The organism is Rubrivivax benzoatilyticus JA2 = ATCC BAA-35 (assembly GCF_000190375.1).
GTDB lineage: Bacteria > Pseudomonadota > Gammaproteobacteria > Burkholderiales > Burkholderiaceae_C > Rubrivivax > Rubrivivax benzoatilyticus.
Window position 1 is genome coordinate 67,621 of the sequence record NZ_AEWG01000158.1, and the last position, 20,595, is coordinate 88,215.

18 protein-coding genes and 1 riboswitch are annotated in these 20,595 nt (G+C 71.1%); of the genes, 6 read left to right on the plus strand and 12 right to left on the minus strand.

Annotated features, from left to right (window positions below):
• Positions 1 to 33: 33 nt before the first annotated feature.
• The gene (locus tag RBXJA2T_RS18280; RefSeq protein WP_009858913.1) at positions 34 to 807 is read left to right on the plus strand and encodes a sulfite exporter TauE/SafE family protein; all 774 of its coding nucleotides are present in this window, start codon (positions 34 to 36) and stop codon (positions 805 to 807) included.
• Between the two features lie 9 nt (positions 808 to 816).
• Here the strand turns inward: RBXJA2T_RS18280 and hemW are convergent, their stop codons facing one another.
• From hemW to RBXJA2T_RS18305, 5 genes are all read right to left on the minus strand, one after another.
• Positions 817 to 2,034: a radical SAM family heme chaperone HemW gene (gene hemW, locus RBXJA2T_RS18285; RefSeq protein WP_009858914.1), complete on the minus strand. Its 1,218-nt coding sequence runs from the start codon at positions 2,032 to 2,034 to the stop codon at positions 817 to 819.
• On the minus strand, positions 2,027 to 2,665 hold the full coding sequence (locus RBXJA2T_RS18290) for a non-canonical purine NTP pyrophosphatase (protein ID WP_009858915.1): 639 nt from the start codon (positions 2,663 to 2,665) through the stop codon (positions 2,027 to 2,029). The genes hemW and RBXJA2T_RS18290 overlap by 8 nt, the downstream gene beginning before the upstream one ends.
• Positions 2,666 to 2,678: 13 nt before the next feature.
• On the minus strand, positions 2,679 to 3,404 hold the full coding sequence (gene rph / locus RBXJA2T_RS18295) for a ribonuclease PH (protein ID WP_009858916.1): 726 nt from the start codon (positions 3,402 to 3,404) through the stop codon (positions 2,679 to 2,681).
• Between the two features lie 123 nt (positions 3,405 to 3,527).
• On the minus strand, positions 3,528 to 4,436 hold the full coding sequence (locus RBXJA2T_RS18300) for a PP2C family protein-serine/threonine phosphatase (protein WP_009858917.1): 909 nt from the start codon (positions 4,434 to 4,436) through the stop codon (positions 3,528 to 3,530).
• Positions 4,437 to 4,442: 6 nt separating this feature from the next.
• Positions 4,443 to 5,411 carry a serine/threonine protein kinase gene (locus RBXJA2T_RS18305; protein WP_029718643.1) on the minus strand — a complete coding sequence of 323 codons (969 nt, stop codon included), beginning with the start codon at positions 5,409 to 5,411 and terminating at the stop codon, positions 4,443 to 4,445.
• A gap of 31 nt (positions 5,412 to 5,442) precedes the next feature.
• Between RBXJA2T_RS18305 and RBXJA2T_RS18310 the strand changes: the two genes are divergently transcribed.
• Entirely contained in the window at positions 5,443 to 6,342 is a 900-nt protein-coding gene (locus RBXJA2T_RS18310) for a YicC/YloC family endoribonuclease (RefSeq protein WP_081467656.1), read from the plus strand.
• 20 nt (positions 6,343 to 6,362) lie between these two features.
• On the opposite strand, the gene RBXJA2T_RS18315 is transcribed toward RBXJA2T_RS18310, so the two are convergent.
• From RBXJA2T_RS18315 to thiC, 6 genes are all read right to left on the minus strand, one after another.
• Positions 6,363 to 7,040: an SGNH/GDSL hydrolase family protein gene (locus tag RBXJA2T_RS18315; protein WP_009858920.1), complete on the minus strand. Its 678-nt coding sequence runs from the start codon at positions 7,038 to 7,040 to the stop codon at positions 6,363 to 6,365.
• A gap of 101 nt (positions 7,041 to 7,141) precedes the next feature.
• Positions 7,142 to 8,887, minus strand: coding sequence for a D-lactate dehydrogenase (gene dld, locus RBXJA2T_RS18320; RefSeq protein ID WP_009858921.1), 1,746 nt, complete (start codon positions 8,885 to 8,887; stop codon positions 7,142 to 7,144).
• Positions 8,884 to 10,020 (minus strand): FMN-dependent L-lactate dehydrogenase LldD, encoded by a 1,137-nt coding sequence (gene lldD, locus RBXJA2T_RS18325; protein ID WP_009858922.1) that lies wholly within the window; start codon positions 10,018 to 10,020, stop codon positions 8,884 to 8,886. The genes dld and lldD overlap by 4 nt, the downstream gene beginning before the upstream one ends.
• Complete coding sequence (gene lldR / locus RBXJA2T_RS18330) at positions 10,017 to 10,808, minus strand: transcriptional regulator LldR (RefSeq protein ID WP_009858923.1); 792 nt, start codon at positions 10,806 to 10,808, stop codon at positions 10,017 to 10,019. Before lldR ends, lldD begins: the two co-directional genes overlap by 4 nt.
• Positions 10,809 to 10,824: 16 nt before the next feature.
• Positions 10,825 to 12,495 carry an L-lactate permease gene (gene lldP / locus RBXJA2T_RS18335; RefSeq protein WP_009858924.1) on the minus strand — a complete coding sequence of 557 codons (1,671 nt, stop codon included), beginning with the start codon at positions 12,493 to 12,495 and terminating at the stop codon, positions 10,825 to 10,827.
• A 363-nt stretch (positions 12,496 to 12,858) separates the two neighbouring features.
• Entirely contained in the window at positions 12,859 to 14,769 is a 1,911-nt protein-coding gene (thiC, locus tag RBXJA2T_RS18340; RefSeq protein WP_009858925.1) for a phosphomethylpyrimidine synthase ThiC, read from the minus strand.
• 91 nt (positions 14,770 to 14,860) lie between these two features.
• A riboswitch (TPP riboswitch) is annotated at positions 14,861 to 14,969 on the minus strand.
• A 139-nt stretch (positions 14,970 to 15,108) separates the two neighbouring features.
• Here thiC and RBXJA2T_RS18345 point away from each other — a divergent pair.
• Positions 15,109 to 15,633 (plus strand): hypothetical protein, encoded by a 525-nt coding sequence (locus RBXJA2T_RS18345; RefSeq protein ID WP_009858926.1) that lies wholly within the window; start codon positions 15,109 to 15,111, stop codon positions 15,631 to 15,633.
• Between the two features lie 282 nt (positions 15,634 to 15,915).
• On the opposite strand, the gene exaC is transcribed toward RBXJA2T_RS18345, so the two are convergent.
• Positions 15,916 to 17,436: an acetaldehyde dehydrogenase ExaC gene (gene exaC / locus RBXJA2T_RS18350; RefSeq protein WP_009858927.1), complete on the minus strand. Its 1,521-nt coding sequence runs from the start codon at positions 17,434 to 17,436 to the stop codon at positions 15,916 to 15,918.
• A 306-nt stretch (positions 17,437 to 17,742) separates the two neighbouring features.
• Between exaC and RBXJA2T_RS18355 the strand changes: the two genes are divergently transcribed.
• The 3 genes from RBXJA2T_RS18355 to rpoZ are packed head-to-tail and all read left to right on the plus strand — an operon-like array spanning position 17,743 to position 20,562.
• A complete protein-coding gene (locus RBXJA2T_RS18355; RefSeq protein WP_009858928.1) occupies positions 17,743 to 19,659 on the plus strand; it encodes a sigma-54-dependent Fis family transcriptional regulator in 1,917 nt (638 codons plus the stop codon).
• Between the two features lie 44 nt (positions 19,660 to 19,703).
• Positions 19,704 to 20,324, plus strand: coding sequence for a guanylate kinase (gene gmk, locus RBXJA2T_RS18360; protein ID WP_009858929.1), 621 nt, complete (start codon positions 19,704 to 19,706; stop codon positions 20,322 to 20,324).
• 34 nt (positions 20,325 to 20,358) lie between these two features.
• The gene (gene rpoZ, locus RBXJA2T_RS18365) at positions 20,359 to 20,562 is read left to right on the plus strand and encodes a DNA-directed RNA polymerase subunit omega (protein ID WP_009858930.1); all 204 of its coding nucleotides are present in this window, start codon (positions 20,359 to 20,361) and stop codon (positions 20,560 to 20,562) included.
• The last annotated feature ends 33 nt before the right edge of the window (positions 20,563 to 20,595 follow it).

The window sequence follows — 20,595 nt, forward strand, 5'->3', positions numbered from 1 at the left end:
AGTCTGCAAGGAACTTATTTGGACGCGTGGTGGGTGAACGCCATCGCCGGCTTCGGTGTCGGCACCGTCGTCGGCATCACCGGCGTCGGCGGCGGGGCGCTGATGACGCCGATCCTCGTGCTGCTGTTCGGCGTGGCGCCGGCGTCGGCGATCGGCACCGACCTCTGGTTCGCGGCCATCACCAAGTCGGTCGGCGGCTTCGTGCACCACTCGCGCGGCACCGTCGACCGCGAGGTGCTCAAGCTGCTGTGCCTGGGCAGCCTGCCGGCCTCGCTGGCAACGCTGGCCTGGCTGCACCTGAGCAACGCCTCGCAGCTCAAGAGCGGGCTGCTGATGAGCGCGTTGGGCGCCGTGCTGCTGCTCACCGCGGTGGCGATGGTCTTCAAGAAGCGCGTGCAGGCCGTGGGCCTGAAGCTGCGCACCGTCTCGCCGGTCGACTTCAAGCGCTGGCAGCCGGCGCTGACCGTCGTCGCCGGCGCCGTGCTCGGCCTGCTGGTGACGCTGACCTCGATCGGCGCCGGGGCGCTGGGCGCGGTGATGCTGGTCTACCTGTACCCGTTCCGGATGACGCCGTCGCGGCTGGTGGGCACCGACATCGTGCACGCGATCCCGCTGACCATCGTCGCCGGCACCGGCCACCTGCTGCTGGGCAACGTCGACCTCGTGCTGCTGAGCACGCTGCTGATCGGCTCGATCCCCGGGATCATCATCGGCTCGCACCTGAGCACGCGCATGCCCGAGGGCCTGCTGCGGCCGGCGATCGCGGCGCTGCTCGTCGTCGCCGGGCTCAAGCTGCTGCACGTCTGAGCCGGCGGCTCAGGACGGCGCCAGGAACAGCTGCTGCAGGTCCGAGAGGAAGTCGAAACCGCGCACCGTCGGCACGAGGCGGGTGCCCTGGCGCTCCAGCAGGCCGCGCGCCAGCGCCTGCGTCAGGCCCGGCTCCAGCGCCGTCGGCGACAGGCCGGTGCGCTCGGCGAACAGGCCCGGCTCGAAACCCTCGCGCAGACGCAGCGCGTTGAGCATGAACTCGAACGGCAGCTCGGCGGCGCCGACCTCGTGCTCGTTGGACACCGCGTGGCCGGCCAGCGCCTGCTCGACATAGGCCTGCGGCTCGCGCCAGCGCACCTGGCGCACGACACGTTCGGCGAACGACAGCTTGCCGTGCGCGCCGGCGCCCAGGCCGAGGTAGTCGCCGAAGTGCCAGTAGTTCTGGTTGTGCACGCAGCGGTGGCCCGGCCGCGCGAAAGCCGAGACCTCGTAGCGCGCCAAGCCGCTGGCGGCGGTGCGTTCGGCGATCAGGTCGAGCATGTCGCTGGCCAGGTCGTCGTCGGGCAGGCCTTCGGGCGGGCGGGTGGCGAAGCGTGTGTTCGGCTCCAGGCTCAGGTGGTAGATCGACAGATGCGGCGGCGCGAAGGACAGCGCCGTGTCGAGGTCGCGCGCCAGCGCCGCCAGGTCCTGGCCCGGCAGCGCGTACATCAGGTCGAGGTTGAAGGTGTCGAAGGCACGCGCCGCTTCTTCGAGCGCGGCACGCGCCTGGGCACCGTCGTGCACACGGCCGATGGCGGCCAGCGCGGCGTCGTCGAAGCTCTGCACGCCGACCGACAGCCGCGTCACGCCGGCGGCGCGAAAGGCGGCGAAACGTTCGCGCTCGAAGGTGCCGGGGTTGGCTTCCAGCGTGATCTCGCAGCCGGGCTCCAGCGGCAGGCGCGCACGCACCGCGGCCAGCAGCCGGTCGACCATGGCCGGCTCCAGCAGGCTGGGCGTGCCGCCACCGATGAAGACGCTGATCACCGGCCGGCCCCAGACGAGCGGCAGCGCGGCTTCGAGGTCAGCGATCAGCGCGGCCACGTACCGCGACTGCAGCGCCGCGTCGGGCCGGCCGCCGCCCAGCTCGTGCGAGTTGAAGTCGCAGTACGGACACTTGCGCAGGCACCAGGGCACGTGCAGGTACAGCGACAGCGGCGGCAGCGCGTCCAGGCGCACGGCGCCGGGTTTCAGCCAGCGCAGCGTCGCTTCGGCGCGGGGCTCAGCCAAGGTGCCAGGCTGTCTGGAGCAGCGAGATCATTTGCGCCGCCGCGCGGGCCCGGTGGCTGTGCGCGTTCTTCGTCGCCGCGTCGAGTTCGGCGACCGTCGCGCCGAGTTCGGGCACGTGGACCAGCGGGTCGTAGCCGAAGCCGCCGCTGCCGCGGCGCTCGGCCAGCAGCTCGGCGTTCCAGCGCCCGGCGGCGACCAGCGGCTCGGGGTCGTCGGCATGGCGCAGCGCGACGATGACGCTGACGAAAGCCACGCGGCGGTCGGCGACGCCGGCCATGCGTTCGAGCAGCAGCGCATTGTTGGCCGCGTCCTGCGCAGCGCGGCGCGCCTCGCGGTCGGCCAGCGCGGCCGCCTCGGCCGGCAGCGGCGCGTAGTGCGCCGAGATCACGCCCGGCGCGCCGCCGAGCGCGTCGACGCACAGCCCCGAGTCGTCGGCGATGGCCGCGCCGCCGACGGCACGCGCGGCGTGGCGCGCCTTGGCCAGCGCGTTCTCGACGAAGGTGTGGTGCGGCTCGTCGGCCTCGGTGACACCGAGTTCGCCTTGCGGCACCAGCTCGATGGGCAGCGTGCCGAAGAGCGCGCGCAGCTCCTTCAGCTTCTTCGCGTTGTTCGACGCCAGCACGAGGCGCATCGCGATGCTCCCGTCAGGCCGCCAGCGCCGCGCGCTGCGCGGCTGCCAGCTCGCCGATGCCCTTGCCGGCCAGCGCCAGCAGCGCGTCCATCTCGGCGCGCGTGAACGGCACGCCTTCGGCCGTGCCCTGGATCTCGACGAAACCGCCGGAGCCGGTCATGACGACGTTCATGTCGGTGTCGCAGGCCGAGTCCTCGATGTATTCGAGGTCCAGCAGCGGCGTGCCCTGCACGATGCCGACCGAGATCGCGGCGACCTGGTCGCGGATCGGCGAGGCGGCGATCTTGCCCTGGGCGAGCAGCCAGTTCACCGCGTCCTGCGCGGCGACGAAGGCGCCGGTGATCGCCGCGGTGCGCGTGCCGCCGTCGGCCTGCAGCACGTCGCAGTCGATCAGGATGCTGCGTTCGCCGAGGGCGCCGAGGTCGAACACCGTGCGCAGCGAACGGCCGATCAGGCGCTGGATCTCCTGCGTGCGCCCGCTCTGCTTGCCGCGCGCGGCCTCGCGGTCGCCGCGCGTGTGCGTGGCGCGCGGCAGCATGCCGTACTCGGCCGTCACCCAGCCTTCGCCGCTGCCGCGCTTGTGCGGCGGCACCTTCTCCTCGACCGACGCGGTACAGAGGACCTGCGTGTCGCCGAAGCAGACCAGGACCGAGCCTTCGGCGTGCTTGGTGTAGTGGCGGGTGATCGTGACGGGCCGCAGCGCATCGTGCGCACGGCCGCTGGAGCGGACGAAGGTCATGGCGGGAGGATCGAAAACGAAGCCGACATTGTCGCCGCCCCGCCCCACCCTCCACGCTCACCGAACTGGAGCCCCTGCTGCAGGGGCCGGAGAGCCCGACGGACAGCGCCAGCCATCCGGCGCTCACCGCTTCTGCGATGAGCGCCGGATCGCCTCGTTGATCTCGCGTATCGAGCGTTCGATCTCCGCCTCGTCCAGTTCGTCGGCCGGCTCGCCCGCCATGCTGGCCTGGATCGTCGACGCGAAGACCTGCTCGCCGAGCGACAACGTGGAGACGCCGACCGCGTTGTCGCCGTCCTCGGCGCATTCCCACTCGACGGCGATCGCGGTGACGTTGTCGCTGCGCGCGCCGCCCAGTCGCAGCGCCTGCTCGACGAGTTCGGGTACCGCGTCGGAGATCGGACGCTGCGCCAGTTGCTCGGTGATGACGGCGTCGCTGAGGTGGCCCCACAGGCCGTCGGAGCACAGCAGGATGCGGTCGCCGGACTGCAGCACCAGCGGCCCGGCGGTGTCGACCACCGGCTTGCCGGGGCTGCCCAGGCAGGTGAACAGCACGTTGCGGTTCATGCGCTCGCCCATCGGCACGACCTGGGCCAGCGTGTCCTGCAGCTCCGAGTAGGAATGGTCGCGCGTGCGCGCGATCAGCTTGTCGCCACGCACCAGGTACAGGCGCGAGTCGCCGCAGTGCGCCCAGAACGCCTGGTTGCCCTGCAGCACGCAGGCGACGACCGTGGTGCGCGGCGTGTCGCCGAGCGCACGATCGCCGGCATAACGCAGCAACTGGTGGTGCGCGGCGAGGATCGCGTCGTGCAGCGTGCGCATCGGCTCGCGCAGCGAGGGCCGCGCCTCGCGCTGGAAGATCGCCGCCAGCGTCTGCAGCGCCAGCTGCGCCGCGACCTCGCCTTCCGGGTGCCCGCCCATGCCGTCGGCCAGCGCGAAGAGCCCGGCGTCGCGCGTGTAGCAGTAGCCCATGCGGTCTTCGTTCTTCTCGCGGCCGCCTTTGCGGCTGACCTGGTAGACGGCGAAGCGCATCGGGCGTCAGGCCTTCTGGCCGGTCTTGATCGTCTCGATCTGCAGCTTGAGCCGCTCGCTGAAGCTCAGCTTGGTGTAGCGGCGCTCGGTCTCGCGCGCCAGTTCCTTCTGCAGCGCGAACACGCTCTGCGGGCGCGACAGCGGGTCCAGCGACATGCACCACTCGGTGACCTCGATGAGGTTGTCCGAGTAGACGTTGCGCAGCCGCGAGAGCGACAGCGCCAGGCGGTCCTTCTCCAGGCGCTGCGGCGCGTCGTTGGGCGGGTAGCCCTGCATGCAGGCGTAGATGCAGGCGCCGATGGCGTAGATGTCGGTCCACGGGCCCAGCGAGCCGTCGCGGCGGTACATCTCCGGCGCGGCGAAACCCGGCGTGTACATCGGCCGGATGAAGTTGCCTTCCTTGGACAGCACCTCGCGCGCGGCGCCGAAGTCCAGCAGCACCGCCTTGTTGTCGTTGGTGATGAAGACGTTGGCCGGCTTGATGTCCAGGTGCAGCATCTTGTGCTGGTGCACGATGCGCAGGCCGCGCAGGATCTCGTCGAACAGGCTGCGGATCGTGCTCTCGCGGAACACCTTGTCGCGCTTGAGGTCGCGCGCGGTGACGATGAAGTCCTGCAGCGTGTCGCCCTGCAGGTAGTTCATCACCATGTAGACGGTCTCGTTCTCGCGGAAGAAGTTCAGCACCGAGACGACGCTCGGGTGGCTGATCTGCGCGAGCGAGCGGCCTTCTTCGAAGAAGCTCTTGAGGCCCAGGCGGTACAGCGGCTGCTTGTCGGGCTTGACGCGAGGCGTCAGCTCGCCGGCCGAACGCTCGGCCAGCGACGACGGCAGGTACTCCTTGATCGCGACGAGCTGGCGGTCCTGGCCCTCGGCCAGATAGACGACGCCGAAGCCCCCGGCCGCGAGCTTCTTGACGATCTGGTAGCCCCCGACCACGGTGCCCGAAGGCAGCGGAGCAGGTTTGGGCTTTGACATAATCGCCGGGCTTTTCGAAGGGTGGGATCCGATGGCGGTTTATAGGATGACGGGGTATGCCAACGCCGCTTCGGCCCCGGCCGGAGACGGTGGCGCGGCGTCCTCCGTTTCAGTGGAGGCGCGCTCGGTCAACGGCCGTTTTCTGGACCTGTCGTTCAGGATGCCGGACGACCTTCGGGGCCTGGAACCTGCGCTGCGCGACCTGCTCGGCACGGCCTTCCGGCGCGGCAAGATCGAGATGCGCATCTCGGCGCAGCGCGACAGCGATTCGGCCTGGCCCAACCCCAACCCGGAGCAGCTGAACCGGCTGCTGCGCCTGGAAAGCTCGGTGCAGGGCTGGATGCCGCAGGCGCGTGGCTTGTCGGTCAACGAGGTGCTGCAGTGGTGCCGCAACGGCGCCGGCGGCGAGCGCCTGGACGAGGCGGCGCTGGAAGCCGCGCGCCAGTGCATCGAAGGCCTGAAGGACGCCCGTGCCCGCGAAGGCAAGCGCCTGGTGGCGATGCTGATGGACCGCCTGGGCAAGCTGCGCGAACTGGCCGACAAGGCCGAGCCGCTGGTGCCACAGGTGGTGCAGCGCCAGCAGCAACGGTTCCTGGAGCGCTGGAACGAAGCGTTGGCCGGGGCCAACGCCGGCAACAGCGTGCCGGCCGCGACGCTGCAGGAGCGCGCAATGGCCGAAGCCGCCGCGTTCGCGATCCGCATCGACGTCGCCGAGGAGCTGACCCGGCTGCGCTCGCACCTCGACGAGATCGAACGCCTGCTGAAGAAGGGCGGCGAACTCGGCAAGCGCCTGGACTTCCTGATCCAGGAACTGCAGCGCGAAGCGAACACGCTGGGATCGAAATCGCCGGCGATCGAGCTGACCGCGATCTCGGTGGAGATGAAGGTGCTCGTGGAGCAGATGCGCGAGCAGGTGCAAAACATCGAGTAAGCCGCAGCCGCGGCCGCCCGCTACAACCCCGCCTGCTGGCGCAACTCTTCCCGCCAAAGCCGGTACCCCTCGTCGCTGGGATGCAGCCCGTCCTCGGCGTTCAGCCGCTTCGGCTGCTGGGCGAACGGGTCGTCGCGGCGCTCCTTGAAAAGGTCGACATAGGCAGCGTCGTGCCGTGTCGCCGCGCTGCGCACGATGCGGTGCAGCTCGCGCGAGCGCAGGGTCATCCACCAGGACCACGGCGGGAAGAAGAACGGCGCGTTGCCGACGTTGCCCGAGGGCATGACGATGATGCGCGGCGCCAGCACGCGGGCCCGACCCAGCGCCTCGTCGACCGACGAGCGCAAGCTCTCGGCGCCGGTCAGACGCACGACGTCGTTGCCGCCGGCCAGCAGCAGCACCGTATCGAAGCGCTCGCTGCCGCCGAGCTGCTCGACGACGTCGCCGAACTTCGCGCCGTCCCGCGCCCGGTTGACGATCAACCAGTCGGCATGTTCCGCGGCGATCAGCCCCGCCAGCGACGCCCGCGGCGAACTTGCCCCGGTACCCACGGCGGTGCTGTCGCCGACGATCAGCAGACGATGCGCAGGCGCCTCGGGCGAGGCCTGGAACGGCTCGCTCGCGCGGGCGAGTTCGGCCGAGGACTGGATGCGCGACGCGGCGCAGCCGGCTCCAAGCAGCAGGCCCAGTGCCGCCACGGCCAGCGCGACACGCAGCGGGCGTGGCGAGGTGTGAGGTGGGCGGGGGGATCGCATGCGCCCGCCACCCAGGCATTCGGCGTGCCCGGGGGCGGAGCGCCCTACTCCACCGCCTCCGAATAAGCCTTCGGCCACACCGGCGCCGGCCGGTCGCAGCACTCCTGCCAGCCGCGCCCGCGCGGCGTGTGGCCGATGCCGGGGTTGAAGGTGTTGGTCGGGTCCAGCCGGCGGTAGTGGTCCACCAGCGCCGGCTTTGCGACGTAGAGGTGGCCGACGTTGTGCTCGGCGGGGTACTCGGCGCGGCGCGCGTCCAGCAGCTCCCACATGCGGTGCTCCATCGCCACCGGGTCGACGCCCGGCTTGACGATGTAGTCCTGGTGGAAGACGTGGCAGAAGAAGTGGCCGTAGTAGAGCTTGTGCACGATGTCGCGCTCCAGCTCGTCGGGCAGTTGCTCCACCCAGGCGCGGTCGTTGCGGCGCAGCGCGACATCCAGCGCGACGATGTCGCCGACGCGGCCACGGTGCGCCTCGCGGTAGCGGATCGCCGCACCGGCGATCGCGAAGCGGTGCAGGAAGGCCTTGCGCCCTTCCTCGGCGTCGCACTCGAACCAGCCGCCGGTGGCGCTGGCCTCGAACTGGCGCGCCAGGTACTCGCGCGTCGCCTCGGCCTGGTCGTTGGACACGCGGATCAGCAGGTGATGCTCGTAGCGGTCGCGCCACTCGCGCATGCGGGCCGGCAGATGGCTGGGCATGCGGTCGGTGATCGCCTGCACGACACGGTCGGTCACGCCGCGCAGCCCGAAGCGCTCGAAGAAGCCGTCGATGCGGCTCTTCAGCGCGAAGGCCTTGGGCACGCGCGCGGTGCCGAAGCGGTCGATCAGCAGGAAGGTGTCCTTGCCGTAACGCTCGCCGATGTCGAAGGCCGTGCGGTGGATGTATTCGCCGGCGATCGGCAGCCGCGGCAGCGCGGTCAGCAGGTGGCGGCGCACGGAGGTCAACTCGTCGGGCTCGTTGGTGCCGACGTAGAAGACGGTGCTGGCCTCCTTCGGGAAGGTGTCCAGCCGCACCGCGAACAGGCACAGCTTGCCGGCCGAACCCGAGGCCTCGAACAGCCGCGACGGGTCGGCGTTGAAACGTGCCGGCGTGTCGGCGTCGACGGCGCGCACGTGCTCGGCATAACGCGGGTCCGACGCAGCACGGCCGCTGTCGCGGGCGATGTCGGCCTCGCCGTATTCGCCACGCTCCAGCCGCGTCAGGATCTCTTCGGGCGTGTCGCCGAGCGCGATGCCCAGGTGGTTGACGAGCTCGACGCGGCCGTCGTCGGCCACGCGCGCGTACAGCGCCAGCTCGGTGTAGGCCGGGCCGCGGCGCACCAGCGCGCCGCCGGAGTTGTTGCAGATGCCGCCCAGCACCGACGCGCCGATGCACGACGAGCCGATCACCGAATGCGGCTCGCGGCCCAGCGGCGCCAGCTGGCGCTCGAGCTGGTCCAGCGTCGCGCCGGGCAGGCAGACGACCTGCTCGCCGCCGGCGATGACCTGCACGCCGGCGATGCGCATCGTGTTGACGAGCACGATCTCGCGGTCGTAGCCGGCGCCGTCGGGCGTCGAGCCGCCGGTGAGGCCGGTGTTGGCGGCCTGCATGATGACGATGCGGCCGGCCGCCACCGCGGCCTGCAGCACACGCCACAGCTCCAGCAGGCTGCCGGGCCGCACGACGGCCAGCACCGGGCCTTCGCCGGTGCGGTGGCCTTTGCGGAAGCGGCGCGTGGCCTGGTCGTCGGTCAGCACGTGCGGCGCGCCGACGGCGGCGCGCAGCTGCGCCAGCAGGGCTTCGCGGGAGCTCATTCGCGCACCAGCAGGTCGGGGCCGATGTCGGCGACACGCGCGACGCTGGTCAGCGTCATCGCCACGCGCATCTCTTTTTCCATCAGCGCCAGCAGGTGGCGCACGCCGGCTTCGCCGGCGGCGGCCAGGGCGTAGATGTAGGCGCGGCCGATCATCGTCGCGTCGGCGCCCAGCGCCAGCATGCGCACCACGTCCAGGCCGTTGCGCACGCCCGAGTCGGCGACGATCTTGATCTGGCCCTTCACCGCGTCGGCGATCGCCGGCAGCGCACGCGCCGAGGACAGCACGCCGTCGAGCTGCCGCCCGCCGTGGTTGGAGACGATGATGCCGTCGGCGCCGAAACGCACCGCGTCCTTGGCGTCCTCGGGGTCGAGGATGCCCTTGATCAGCATCGGCCCGCGCCAGAACTCGCGGATCCACTCCAGGTCCTTCCACGAGATCGACGGGTCGAAGTTGGCGCCCAGGTAGCCCATGTAGTCCTGCAGCCCGACCTGCTGGCCGCGGTAGGTGGAGATGTTGCCCAGGTCGTGCGGCTTGCCCATCAGGCCCACGTCCCAGGCCCAGCGCGGGTGCGTCAGGCCCTGCCAGTAGCGGCGCAGCGGCGCGTTCGGCCCGCTCATGCCCGAGTGCATGTCGCGGTAGCGTGCGCCGGGCACCGGCATGTCGACGGTGAACACCAGCGCCGAGCAGCCGGCGGCCTGGGCGCGCTCGAGCGCGTTGCGCATGAAGCCGCGGTCCTTCAGCACGTAGAGCTGGAACCACATCGGGCGCTGGATCTTCGGCGCCACCTCCTCGATCGCGCAGACCGAGACGCTGGACATCGTGAACGGGATGCCCTGGGCTTCGGCGGCGCGGGCCGCCTGCACCTCGCCGCGGCGCGCGTACATGCCGGTGAGGCCGACCGGGGCCAGCGTCACGGGGATGGAGAGCTTCTCGCCGAAGAGCTCGATGCTGGTGTCCAGCTGGCTCATGTCCTTGAGCACCCGCTGGCGCAGCGCGACGCCGGCGAGGTCGTCGACGTTGCGGCGCAGCGTCTGCTCGGCGTAGGCGCCGCCGTCGATGTAGTGGAACAGGAAGGGCGGCAGCCGCCGGCGGGCGGCTTCGCGGTAGTCCGCGGTGGAGGAAATGATCATGGCAAGTGAAGATCGTGGGGCGGCAGCAGCGGCGGCGCCGCGTCGGGCGGCAGGCGCAGCAGCCGCTCGCGGCGGGCGTGGTCCTCGGCTTCGCGCTGGATCGTCTGGCGCACGTGCTCGAGGTGGTCGACCATGCTGGCGCGCGCACGCGGCGCGTCGCCGTCGACGATGGCCTGCATCACCGCCTGGTGTTCGGCGGTCAGCCGGCGCAGCGTCTCGGGCGCGCTGAAGCGGAACATGTCCTCGCGGTTGCGCGTCACCGTCGACAGCACGACGGTGAACAGGCCGTGCATCACCTGCTTCAAGACCAGGTTGTGCGAGGCCTCGGCGATGGCGAGGTGGAACTGGGCGTCGGAGCGCGCGGCCTGCTCGGCGTGGCCGCTCTGCTGGTGCTCGATCATCACGTCGAAGGCCCGGCGGATGCGGTCCTTGTCGGCGGTGGTGGCACGCTGCGCCGCGAGCTCGGCGGTGGCCGTCTCCAGCGCGTGGCGCGTCTCGATGACGTCGAAGCGGTAGCCGGGGTCGGTGTCGAGCAGGTTCACCAGCGGCGCCACGGCCTCCTGCAGCCACTCGGCCTGGGCCGTGGACTGCAGGTAGGTGCCGTCGCCCTGGCGCGCCGCCAGCACGCCCTGGCTGACGAGCTTCTGGATCGCCTCGCGCAGCGAGCTGCGCGAGACCCCCAGCTCGGCGGCCAGCGCACGTTCGGCCGGCAGGCGCTGGCCGGGTTGCAGGCCTCGCGCCTGCACCAGCGCCAGCAGCTTCTCGACGACGTGATCGACCAGTCGCATCGGGGTGTCCGGGAGTTCAGTGACCCGGAATCATCCACGGCAGCAGGTAGGCCTGGACCGTCGTCATCGCGCCGATGATCGCGGCGAACACCAGGCTGTGCTTGACGGTGAAGCGGAACAGGTCCGACTCGCGCCCGGCCAGGCCGACGGCGGCGCAGGCGATGGCGATCGACTGCGGCGAGATCATCTTGCCGGTGACGCCGCCGGTGGTGTTGGCCGCCACCGTCAGCACCTCGGGCAGGCCCAGCTGCTGCGCGGTGGTCGCCTGCAGCGCCGCGAACAGGGCGTTGGCCGAGGTGTCCGAGCCGGTCAGGAAGACGCCGATCCAGCCCAGGAAGGGCGAGAAGAACGTGAACGCGCTGCCGGTGTGCGCCAGCGCCAGCGCCAGCGTCGCCGACAGGCCCGAGTAGTTGGCGATGAAAGCGAACGCCAGCACCATGCCGATCGAGTAGATCGGCGTCGCCAGCTCCTTCAGCGTCTCGCCCAGCGTGGCCGCGGCCTTGGCCGGCGACAGGCGCGAGAACAGGATGGTCAGCAGCGCGGCCAGCAGGATCGCGGTGCCGGTGGCCGACAGCCAGTTGAAGTTGTAGACCGCGCCGTACGGGGTGGCCGCGGTCACCACCGGCGGCATCTTCTCGACCAGCTTGTCCAGCAGCGGCACCGGCAGGCTGATGACGGTGGAGGCCAGCGGCCCGCCGGCGGCGAACAGCGCCTTGAACGGCTTGACGCTCCACACCGTCACCATCGCGGTGAGGATGATGAACGGCGACCAGGCCATCATCACCTTGCCCAGCGACAGCGTTTGCGCGGCCTTGGGCGCCGCGGCCGGCTGGCCGGCGGCGTCGTCCTGCTCGAAGCGGAAGATGCGCTTGGGCTGCCAGACCTTCAGGAAGGCCGTCAGCGCGACCATCGAGACGATCGCCGAGGTGATGTCCGGCAGCTCGGGGCCGACGTAGTTGGCGGTCAGGAACTGCACGACGGCGAACGAGCCGCCGCCGACCAGCACCGCCGGCCAGGTCTCCTTGACACCGCGCCAGCCGTCCATGATGGCCATCAGCCAGAACAGCACGATCATCGTCATGAACGGCAGCTGGCGGCCGGCCATCTGGCCGATCGCGAAGGCGTCGACGCCCGACACCTGGCCGGCGACGATGATCGGGATGCCCATCGCGCCGAAAGCCACCGGCGCGGTGTTGGCGATCAGGCACAGGCCGGCGGCGTACAGCGGCTTGAAGCCCAGGCCGACCAGCAGCGCCGCGGTGATCGCCACCGGCGCGCCGAAGCCCGCCGCGCCTTCGAGGAAGGCGCCGAAGCAGAAGCCCACCAGGATCAGCTGCAGCCGCTGGTCGGGCGTCACCGACAGGATCGACGAGCGGATGACGTCGAAGTGCCCCGTCTTCACCGAGATCTTGTAGAGGAAGACCGCGGCCACGATGATCCAGGCGATCGGCCACAGCCCGTAGAAGAAGCCGTAGACCGCCGACGCCAGCGCGGCGCTGACCGGCATGTCGTAGAACAGCAGCGCGACACCGAGCGCCAGCCCGACGGTGATCGTGCCGGCCTGGTAGCCCTTCAGGCGCAGCTTCGTCAGCGCGAGGAAGAAGAAGATGATCGGGATCAGCGCGACGAGCGCCGAGACCCAGACGTTGCCGGCGGGGTCGTAGTTCTGTTGCCAGATGGGTTGCATGGCCGTGTGACGTGCGGTCAGGGGTAACGGGAAAGGACCGCGAGCGGCCCGGAGCGGTTTCAGTCGCCGCTGGCGGCCCCGCCACCAGGGCGCCGGGGCCGCCAGGAGGCTCGCAGCACGGGTCTCGCGACCGTCACGCCGGCTGGCTCTTCGAGGCTGACTTCAACACTTCACGACCACGCCTTCGACCGAGATCGAGCCCGGATTGGTCCGACCAGTTGACGAAAGGCAGTGTGAAGCGGAGCGGATTCTGCGGATTTTCCCGAGCGGATGACTCAGGGTATTCCTGTACCCGACCGGTAACCACGGGGTGAATCGCCGGATTCGACATCACTCTGCCGCCAATTGGTCCGACCACTTTACTCAGGCCGGATCACCGGGAAGCGGCCCGTCGCGACGTGTTGCCAGCGGCACGTAGAACCCGCCGCCGGCGGCCCTGAACTCGGTGCTCTTGTCGGCCAGGCCGCGCTGCACCGCCTCGTCTTCGCCGATGCCCCGGGCCTGCGCGTACTCGCGCAGCTCGCGCGTGATCTTCATGCTGCAGAAGCGCGGCCCGCACATCGAGCAGAAGTGCGCCTCCTTGGACGAGTCCTTGGGCAGCGTCTCGTCGTGGAAGGCCTCGGCGGTCTGCGGGTCCAGGCCGAGCGCGAACTGGTCGCGCCAGCGGAACTCGAAGCGCGCCTTGCTCATCGCGTCGTCGTGCGCGCGTGCGCCGGGGTGGCCCTTGGCGATGTCGGCGGCGTGCGCGGCGATGCGGTAGGCGACGATGCCCTGGCGCACGTCGTCGCGGTCGGGCAGGCCCAGGTGCTCCTTGGGCGTCACGTAGCAGAGCATCGCGGTGCCCATCCAGCCGATCATCGCCGCGCCGATCGCGCTGGCGATGTGGTCGTAGCCCGGCGCGATGTCCACCGTCAGCGGCCCCAGCGTGTAGAACGGCGCCTCGTGGCAGTGGCGCAGCTGCTCGTCCATGTTGGCCTGCACCAGGTGCATCGGCACGTGGCCCGGGCCTTCGATCATCGTCTGCACCTCGTGCCGCCAGGCGACCTGCGTCAGCTCGCCCAGCGTGCGCAGCTCGGCGAACTGGGCCTCGTCGTTGGCGTCGGCCGCCGAGCCCGGGCGCAGGCCGTCGCCGAGCGAGAAGGCCACGTCGTAGGCCTTCATGATTTCGCAGATCTCCTCGAAGTGCGTGTAGAGGAAGTTCTCCTGGTGATGGGCGACGCACCACTTGGCGAGGATCGAGCCGCCGCGCGAGACGATGCCGGTGCGCCGCCCGGCAGTCAGCGGCACGAAGGGCAGGCGCAGCCCGGCGTGCAAGGTGAAGTAGTCGACGCCCTGCTCCGCCTGCTCGATCAGCGTGTCGCGCAGCAGCGGCCAGCTCAGGTCCTCGGCGACGCCGCCCACCTTCTCCAGCGCCTGGTAGATCGGCACCGTGCCCACCGGCACCGGCGAGTTGCGCACGATCCAGTCGCGCGTGGTGTGGATGTGGCGGCCGGTCGACAGGTCCATCACCGTGTCGGCGCCCCAGCGGATCGCCCAGACCAGCTTCTCGACCTCCTCCTCGATCGAGGACGTCACCGGCGAGTTGCCGATGTTGGCGTTGACCTTCACGCGGAAGTTGCGGCCGATGATCATCGGCTCGAGCTCGGGGTGGTTGACATTGGCCGGGATCACCGCGCGGCCGCGCGCCACCTCGTCGCGCACGAACTCGGGCGTGATCGTCTCGGGGATGCAGGCGCCCCGCGGGTTGCCGCGCAACCGGGCTTCGCGCGCGGCGTCGCCGAGGTACTCGCGCATCCACTCGCGGCGGCCGTTCTCGCGCAGCGCGACGTACTCCATCTCCGGCGTGACGATGCCGCGGCGCGCGTAGTGCATCTGCGTCACGCTGGCCCCGGCCGCGGCGCGGCGCGGCCGCCGCTGCAAGGCGGCCGCCTCGCGGCGCAGCTCGTCCAGGCGGGCATCGGCGGCGTCGCCGTGGCGGCCACCGTCGTCCTGCGCAGCGGGCGGGCGGCCGTCGTAGGCCACGGTGTCGGCACGTTCGTCCAGCCAGGCGCCGCGCACCGAAGGCAGGCCGCGGCGCACGTCGAGCGCCACCGCCGGGTCGGTGTAGGGGCCCGAGGTGTCGTAGAGCGTGACGCTCTCGCCGTTGCTCAGCGTGATCTCGCGCATCGGCACGCGCACCGCCGGCGAGGCGCCGGGCACGTAAACCTTGCGGGACTGGGGGAAGGGTTCGCGGCTCAGGGACAGCCGCTGCTGCAGGTCGCCGGGGGCGTTCATCGGGCAATCTCCGTATCGGTTGGATGAATGCCCCGCCATCGGCGCCGACTGAACGGCGCGCACGCCCGCCCTGAAGGGACGGACGCACGCGCCTCGGCGCTGCAGCTCTTCTTACGCTGGTGCTAACCAGATCAAGTTCGCGGTTCCGGCGGTCAGGTCCGCCATCTCAGCACGCCATACGTGCACCCCGGAGCGGGAGCGAGTGTAGTCGGGCCGGCGGCCGCCAGCGCGCGCCGCACGGCCCTGCGGCGGCAGTCGCGCCGCGCGATCACGGCGCCGCGGCAAGGGCATCGAACGCCTGGACACGGACCCGCGCACGACACACGGAACAATTGCCGCATGACGCCACGCCAGCCCTGCCCGCCGTCGCACCGCCGCGGCCTCGCTGCCGCCGCCGCGCTGGCCACGGTGTTCGCCGTCACCGGCTGCCAGACGACGCCGCCGACACCCGAGCCGCCCCGCGGCCGCAGCCTGCCGTCGATGCCGCCGACACCGGCGCTGGTCGTCGAGCGCCAGTGGCTGCAGAGCTGGTTCGACGGCACGCCGGTCGTCATCACCCAGAAAGGCAGCGGGCCGGTCGCGGTGGAGGTGCCGCTGGCGTTCTCGTTCGACGCCGGCAAACGCAGCGTCAAGCCGCCGCTGGCGGCGGTGCTCGACAAGCTGGCCGAGTCGCTGCGCCGCCAGCCGCAGATGACGCTCGCGCTCGCCGCTCCGGGTGACGCCGGCGGCGACACGGCGCTGGCGGCGCAGCGGGCCGCCGCCGTGCGCAGCTACCTGCTCGGCCGCGGCGCCGGCTCGGCGCAGCTCGGCGCGCCGCAGGTGGCGGGTGCACGCGCCGTCCAGCTGCGGCTCGAACTGCGCTGAACAGCACGAAAAGGCCGCGCAATAAAGCGCGCGGCCGGCCTGTCTGAGGGCCTTGGGTACCTTGGGGTCAGGTCTCTCAAGACCTGACCCCCGCAGCCGCATGACCCCCGCAGCCGCACGCAGCCGCAGCAGTCGCGTCGGACCTTGGGGTCAGGTCTCTCGAGACCTGACCCCCGCAGCCGCGGCCGTCGCGTCAGAAGAAGCCCAGCGCGGGGACCTTGGGGTCAGGGACCTTGGGGTCAGGTCTCTCGAGACCTGACCCCCGCAGCCGCAGCCGTCGCGTCAGAAGAAGCCCAGCGCGTGCGGCGAGTAGCTCACCAGCAGGTTCTTCGTCTGCTGGTAGTGGTCGAGCATCATCTTGTGCGTCTCGCGCCCGATGCCCGACTCCTTGTAGCCGCCGAAGGTCGCGTGCGCCGGGTAGGCGTGGTAGCAGTTGGTCCAGACGCGGCCGGCCTTGATCGCGCGGCCGGCGCGGTAGGCGGCGGTGCCGTCGCGGCTCCAGACGCCGGCGCCCAGGCCATAAGGCGTGTCGTTGGCGATGTCCAGCGCCTCCTGCTCGGTCTTGAAGGTCGTCACCGCCAGCACCGGGCCGAAGATCTCCTCGCGGAACACGCGCATGCCGTTGTGGCCCTTGAACAGCGTCGGCTGGATGTAGTAGCCGCCCGACAGTTCGCCGCCGAGGTCGGCCCGGCCGCCGCCGATCAGGCACTCGGCGCCTTCCTGGCGGCCGATCTCGAGGTAGCCGAGGATCTTGTCCATCTGCATCGCCGAGGCCTGCGCGCCCATCATCGTCTCGGTGTCCAGCGGGCTGCCCTGCTTGATCTGCTTCACGCGCTCCAGCGCCCGCGCCATGAACTTGTCGTAGATCTTCTCGTGGATCAGCGCACGCGACGGGCAGGTGCAGACCTCGCCCTGGTTGAACGCGAACAGCACCAGGCCTTCGATCGCCTTGTTGAAGAACTCGTCGTCGGCGGCGGCCACGTCCTCGAAGAAGATGTTCGGGCTCTTGCCGCCGAGCTCCAGCGTCGCCGGGATCAGGTTGCCGGCCGCCGCCTGGGCGATGACGCGGCCGGTGGCGGTGCTGCCGGTGAAGGCGATCTTGGCGATGCGCTTGCTCGACGCCAGCGGCATGCCGGCTTCGCGGCCGAAGCCGTTGACGATGTTCAGAACGCCCGGCGGCAGCAGGTCGGCGATCAGCTCGGCGAAGACCATGATGCTGACCGGCGTCGACTCGGCGGGCTTCAGCACCACGCAGTTGCCCGCGCCCAGCGCCGGCGCCAGCTTCCAGGCCGCCATCAGCAGCGGGAAGTTCCACGGGATGATTTGGCCGACGACGCCCAGCGGCTCGTGGAAGTGGTAGGCGATGGTGTGCTCGTCGATCTCGCTGATCGCGCCTTCCTGCGAGCGCAGGCAGCCGGCGAAGTAGCGGAAGTGGTCGACGGCCAGCGGCACGTCGGCGGCCAGCGTCTCGCGCATCGGCTTGCCGTTGTCCACCGTCTCGGCATAGGCCAGCAGCTCGAGGTTCTGCTCGATGCGGTCGGCGATCCTCAGCAGGATGTTCGAGCGGTCGGCCGCCGGCGTGCGGCCCCAGGCGTCGGCTGCGGCGTGCGCGGCGTCGAGCGCACGCTCGATGTCGGCGGCGCCCGAACGCGCGGCGCGCGTGTAGGGCTTGCCGGTGATCGGCGTCACGACGTCGAAGTACTGGCCCTCGACCGGCGGCACGAACTTGCCGCCGATGAAGTTGTCGTACTGGGCCTTGAACTGGACCTTGGCGCCCGGCGTGTTGGGCAGTGCGTAAAGCATCTGTTGTCTCCTTGGGGTCTTGGGGCGTCGTCCGGTACGAAGCCTTGCACCGGATCGCGCGGGGGCCGCAACAGCAGAGGGCGTGCCAGCCGCGTTCGGCGCCGGAACCGCCGGCTTTCGGCAAAACACGGCGTGTTTCGCGTCAAAACCGGCGTCGGCCGCGCATCGTGGCGGGACAGCTGTCCCGTCTCGTGACAGTCCGTGCCGGCCTCCGGGTCGATCCGCATCGCGGCGGCGAAGGCTTGCGCTAGGCTGGGCCGGCCCCGACACGAGAGCCCGCCAGAGGCTCGCGCTGGAGACGAGACGATGCCCAGTTCCCTGCTCGCCGCGCGCACGCCGCCGGCCCGGCTGCGCGAAGCGCGGCGCCGCTTCTTCGACACCGGCGAGCTCGCCGACGACGCCTTCGAGCCCGCGCTGACACGCAGCTGGCGCCGCAGCCGCGACTTCGGCCTGGCGCCCAGCGGGCGTTTCGCCGGCGCGCCGCACGCGTCGTCGGCGCAGCTGGCGCGTGCGCTGGACCGGCAGCACGAGTTCGTCGCCCACGCGCGTCCGGTGATGGAGTTCCTGTTCGACCAGACGCGCGACACCGACAGCATGGTCATCCTCGCCGACGCCCAGGGCATGCTGCTGCATGCCCTGGGTGACGCCGGCTTCGTCGACCGCGCCCAGCGTGTCGCGCTGCGCCCGGGCGCGAGCTGGCACGAACAATGGCGCGGCACCAACGCCGTCGGCACGGCGATCGCCGAAGGCGCGCCGGTCGTCGTGCACGGCAGCGAGCACTACCTGGAGCGCAACGCCTTCCTGACCTGCACCGCAGCGCCGATCGCCGATCCGGCCGGCCGGCTGCTGGGCGTGCTCGACATCTCCGGCGACCACCGCGGCTACCACCGCCACACGCTGGCGCTGGTGCGCTCGGCGGCGCGCATCATCGAGCACCGCCTGTTCGACACCCGCCACGCCGCCGGCCTGCGCCTGCGGCTGCACGCCCAGCCCGAGGGCCTGGGCACGGTCACCGAAGGGCTGCTCGCCGTGTCCGAGGACGGCTGGATCGTCGGCGCCAACGGCGTCGCGATGGCGATGCTGGGGCTGACGCCGGGATCGGTCGGCGCGCTGACGCTGGAACGTGTGCTGCCGCTGGACATCGCCACGCTGGCCGCCTGGAGCCGCGGCAGCGCCGCGCATGCCGTGCGTCGCGACGACGGCAGCGTGCTGTGGCTGCGGGTCGAAGGCGGCCGCAGCCTGGGCGTGCGGCCGGTCGCCCCGGCGGCGCCGGCGGTGGCCGACGCGCTGGCGCGGCTGGACACCGGCGACCACGCGATGCAGGCCGCGATCGGCCGCGCCCGGCGTGTGCTCGACAAGCCGATCTCGCTGCTGCTGCAAGGCGAGTCGGGCGTCGGCAAGGAGCTGTTCGCACGCGCCGTGCACCGCAGCAGCGCACGCCGCGACGCGCCCTTCGTCGCCGTCAACTGCGCCGCGCTGCCCGAGACGCTGATCGAGGCCGAGCTCTTCGGCTACCGCCCCGGCGCCTTCACCGGCGCGGCGCGCGACGGCGCCCCCGGGCGCATCCGCGAGGCCCACGGCGGCACGCTGTTCCTCGACGAGATCGGCGACATGCCGGCGGCGCTGCAGACGCGGCTGCTGCGCGTGCTGCAGGAGCGCGAGGTCGTGCCGCTGGGCGGCGGGCGGCCGCAGGCGGTGGACTTCCGCCTGATCTGCGCCACCCACCGCAACCTGCGCGAGGCGATCGACGCCGGCCGCTTCCGCGAGGACCTGTACTACCGCCTCAACGGCCTGGCGCTGCAGTTGCCGCCGCTGCGCCAGCGCGGCGATCAGGCGGCGCTGGTGGCCGGCATGCTGCGCGAACTGCTGCCGGCACGCGACGTGCGGCTGGCACCCGAGGTCGCGCAAGCCTTCGCGCGCCACCGCTGGCCGGGCAACCTGCGCCAGCTGCACAACGCGCTGGCCACCGCCTGCGCGCTGCTCGACGAACACGAGGACGAGATCGGCTGGGGCCACCTGAGCGACGACCTCGCGGAGGACCTGCGCCAGCGCCCGGCCGCGCCGGCGCCGGTGGCCGACGCGGTCGACCTGCGCTCGCAGTCCGAGCGCACCGTGCGCCAGGTGATCGAGACCTGCGCCGGCAACCTGTCGGAGGCCGCGCGCCGGCTGGGCATCAGCCGCAACACGCTGTACCGCAAGATGCGCGAGCTGCGGCTGCGCTGAGCGCCGCGGCGGGCCGCGCCGGGCGCCGCCGGTAGAATCCGGCGATGGAAACGCCCGGCAATCTCTTCGTCGTCGCCGCGCCCAGTGGCGCCGGCAAATCCAGCCTCGTCAAGGCCCTGCTCGAGCTCGACTCGCACCTGTCGGTGTCGATCTCGCACACCACGCGCAAGCCGCGCGGCCAGGAGCAGAACGGGCGCGAGTACTGGTTCGTCGACGAACCCGAGTTCCGCTCGATGATCGAGCGCGGCGACTTCTTCGAGTGGGCGCAGGTCCACGGCAACCTCTACGGCACCTCGCGCAAGGCGATCGAGGAGCGGCTGATGCGCGGCGAGGACGTCGTGCTCGAGATCGACTACCAGGGCGCGCTGCAGATCAAGAAGCTCTTCGCCTACGCGGTGCTGATCTTCATCCTGCCGCCGAGCTGGGACGAGCTGCGCCAGCGCCTGCTGCGCCGCGGCGAGGACGGCGCCGAGGTCATCGAGGTGCGCATGCAGAACGCGCGCGAGGAGGTGGCCCAGGCCCGCCACTTCGACTTCGTTATAATCAACCAGTTGTTCGAGACGGCGCTCTTCGACCTCAAGACGGTCGTGCACTCGCAGCGCCTCAAGTACGTGACGCAGTGCCGCAACCGTTCCCAGGTCTTCGCCGCACTCGACCTGCTCTGATCGAACCCCTCTCTCTCCACGGAAAGCTCCGCACATGGCCCGCATCACCGTCGAAGACTGCCTGCACAAGATCCCGAACCGCTTCCAGCTGGTGCTGGCGGCGACGTACCGCGCGCGCATGCTGAGCCAGGGCCACGCCCCGAAGATCGAGACCAAGAACAAGCCCGGCGTGACCGCGCTGCGCGAGATCGCCGCCGGCGAAGTCGGCCTGGAGATGCTGCGCAAGGTTCCGGTCTGACCGCCACCGGCCATCCCTGACGGGCGCCCTCGA

Bases quoted from the DNA above. Each gene is read 5' to 3' on its own strand.
- gmk (WP_009858929.1), top strand. From the start codon at position 19,704: ATGGAAACGCCCGGCAATCTCTTCGTCGTCGCCGCGCCCAGTGGCGCC.
- lldD (WP_009858922.1), bottom strand. From the start codon at position 10,020: ATGATCATTTCCTCCACCGCGGACTACCGCGAAGCCGCCCGCCGGCGG.
- dld (WP_009858921.1), bottom strand. From the start codon at position 8,887: ATGAGCTCCCGCGAAGCCCTGCTGGCGCAGCTGCGCGCCGCCGTCGGC.
- RBXJA2T_RS18300 (WP_009858917.1), bottom strand. From the start codon at position 4,436: ATGCGCTTCGCCGTCTACCAGGTCAGCCGCAAAGGCGGCCGCGAGAAG.
- thiC (WP_009858925.1), bottom strand. From the start codon at position 14,769: ATGAACGCCCCCGGCGACCTGCAGCAGCGGCTGTCCCTGAGCCGCGAA.
- rpoZ (WP_009858930.1), top strand. From the start codon at position 20,359: ATGGCCCGCATCACCGTCGAAGACTGCCTGCACAAGATCCCGAACCGC.
- RBXJA2T_RS18310 (WP_081467656.1), top strand. From the start codon at position 5,443: ATGGCGGTTTATAGGATGACGGGGTATGCCAACGCCGCTTCGGCCCCG.
- RBXJA2T_RS18355 (WP_009858928.1), top strand. From the start codon at position 17,743: ATGCCCAGTTCCCTGCTCGCCGCGCGCACGCCGCCGGCCCGGCTGCGC.
- lldR (WP_009858923.1), bottom strand. From the start codon at position 10,808: ATGCGACTGGTCGATCACGTCGTCGAGAAGCTGCTGGCGCTGGTGCAG.
- RBXJA2T_RS18290 (WP_009858915.1), bottom strand. From the start codon at position 2,665: ATGCGCCTCGTGCTGGCGTCGAACAACGCGAAGAAGCTGAAGGAGCTG.
- RBXJA2T_RS18345 (WP_009858926.1), top strand. From the start codon at position 15,109: ATGACGCCACGCCAGCCCTGCCCGCCGTCGCACCGCCGCGGCCTCGCT.
- exaC (WP_009858927.1), bottom strand. From the start codon at position 17,436: ATGCTTTACGCACTGCCCAACACGCCGGGCGCCAAGGTCCAGTTCAAG.
- RBXJA2T_RS18305 (WP_029718643.1), bottom strand. From the start codon at position 5,411: ATGTCAAAGCCCAAACCTGCTCCGCTGCCTTCGGGCACCGTGGTCGGG.
- rph (WP_009858916.1), bottom strand. From the start codon at position 3,404: ATGACCTTCGTCCGCTCCAGCGGCCGTGCGCACGATGCGCTGCGGCCC.
- lldP (WP_009858924.1), bottom strand. From the start codon at position 12,495: ATGCAACCCATCTGGCAACAGAACTACGACCCCGCCGGCAACGTCTGG.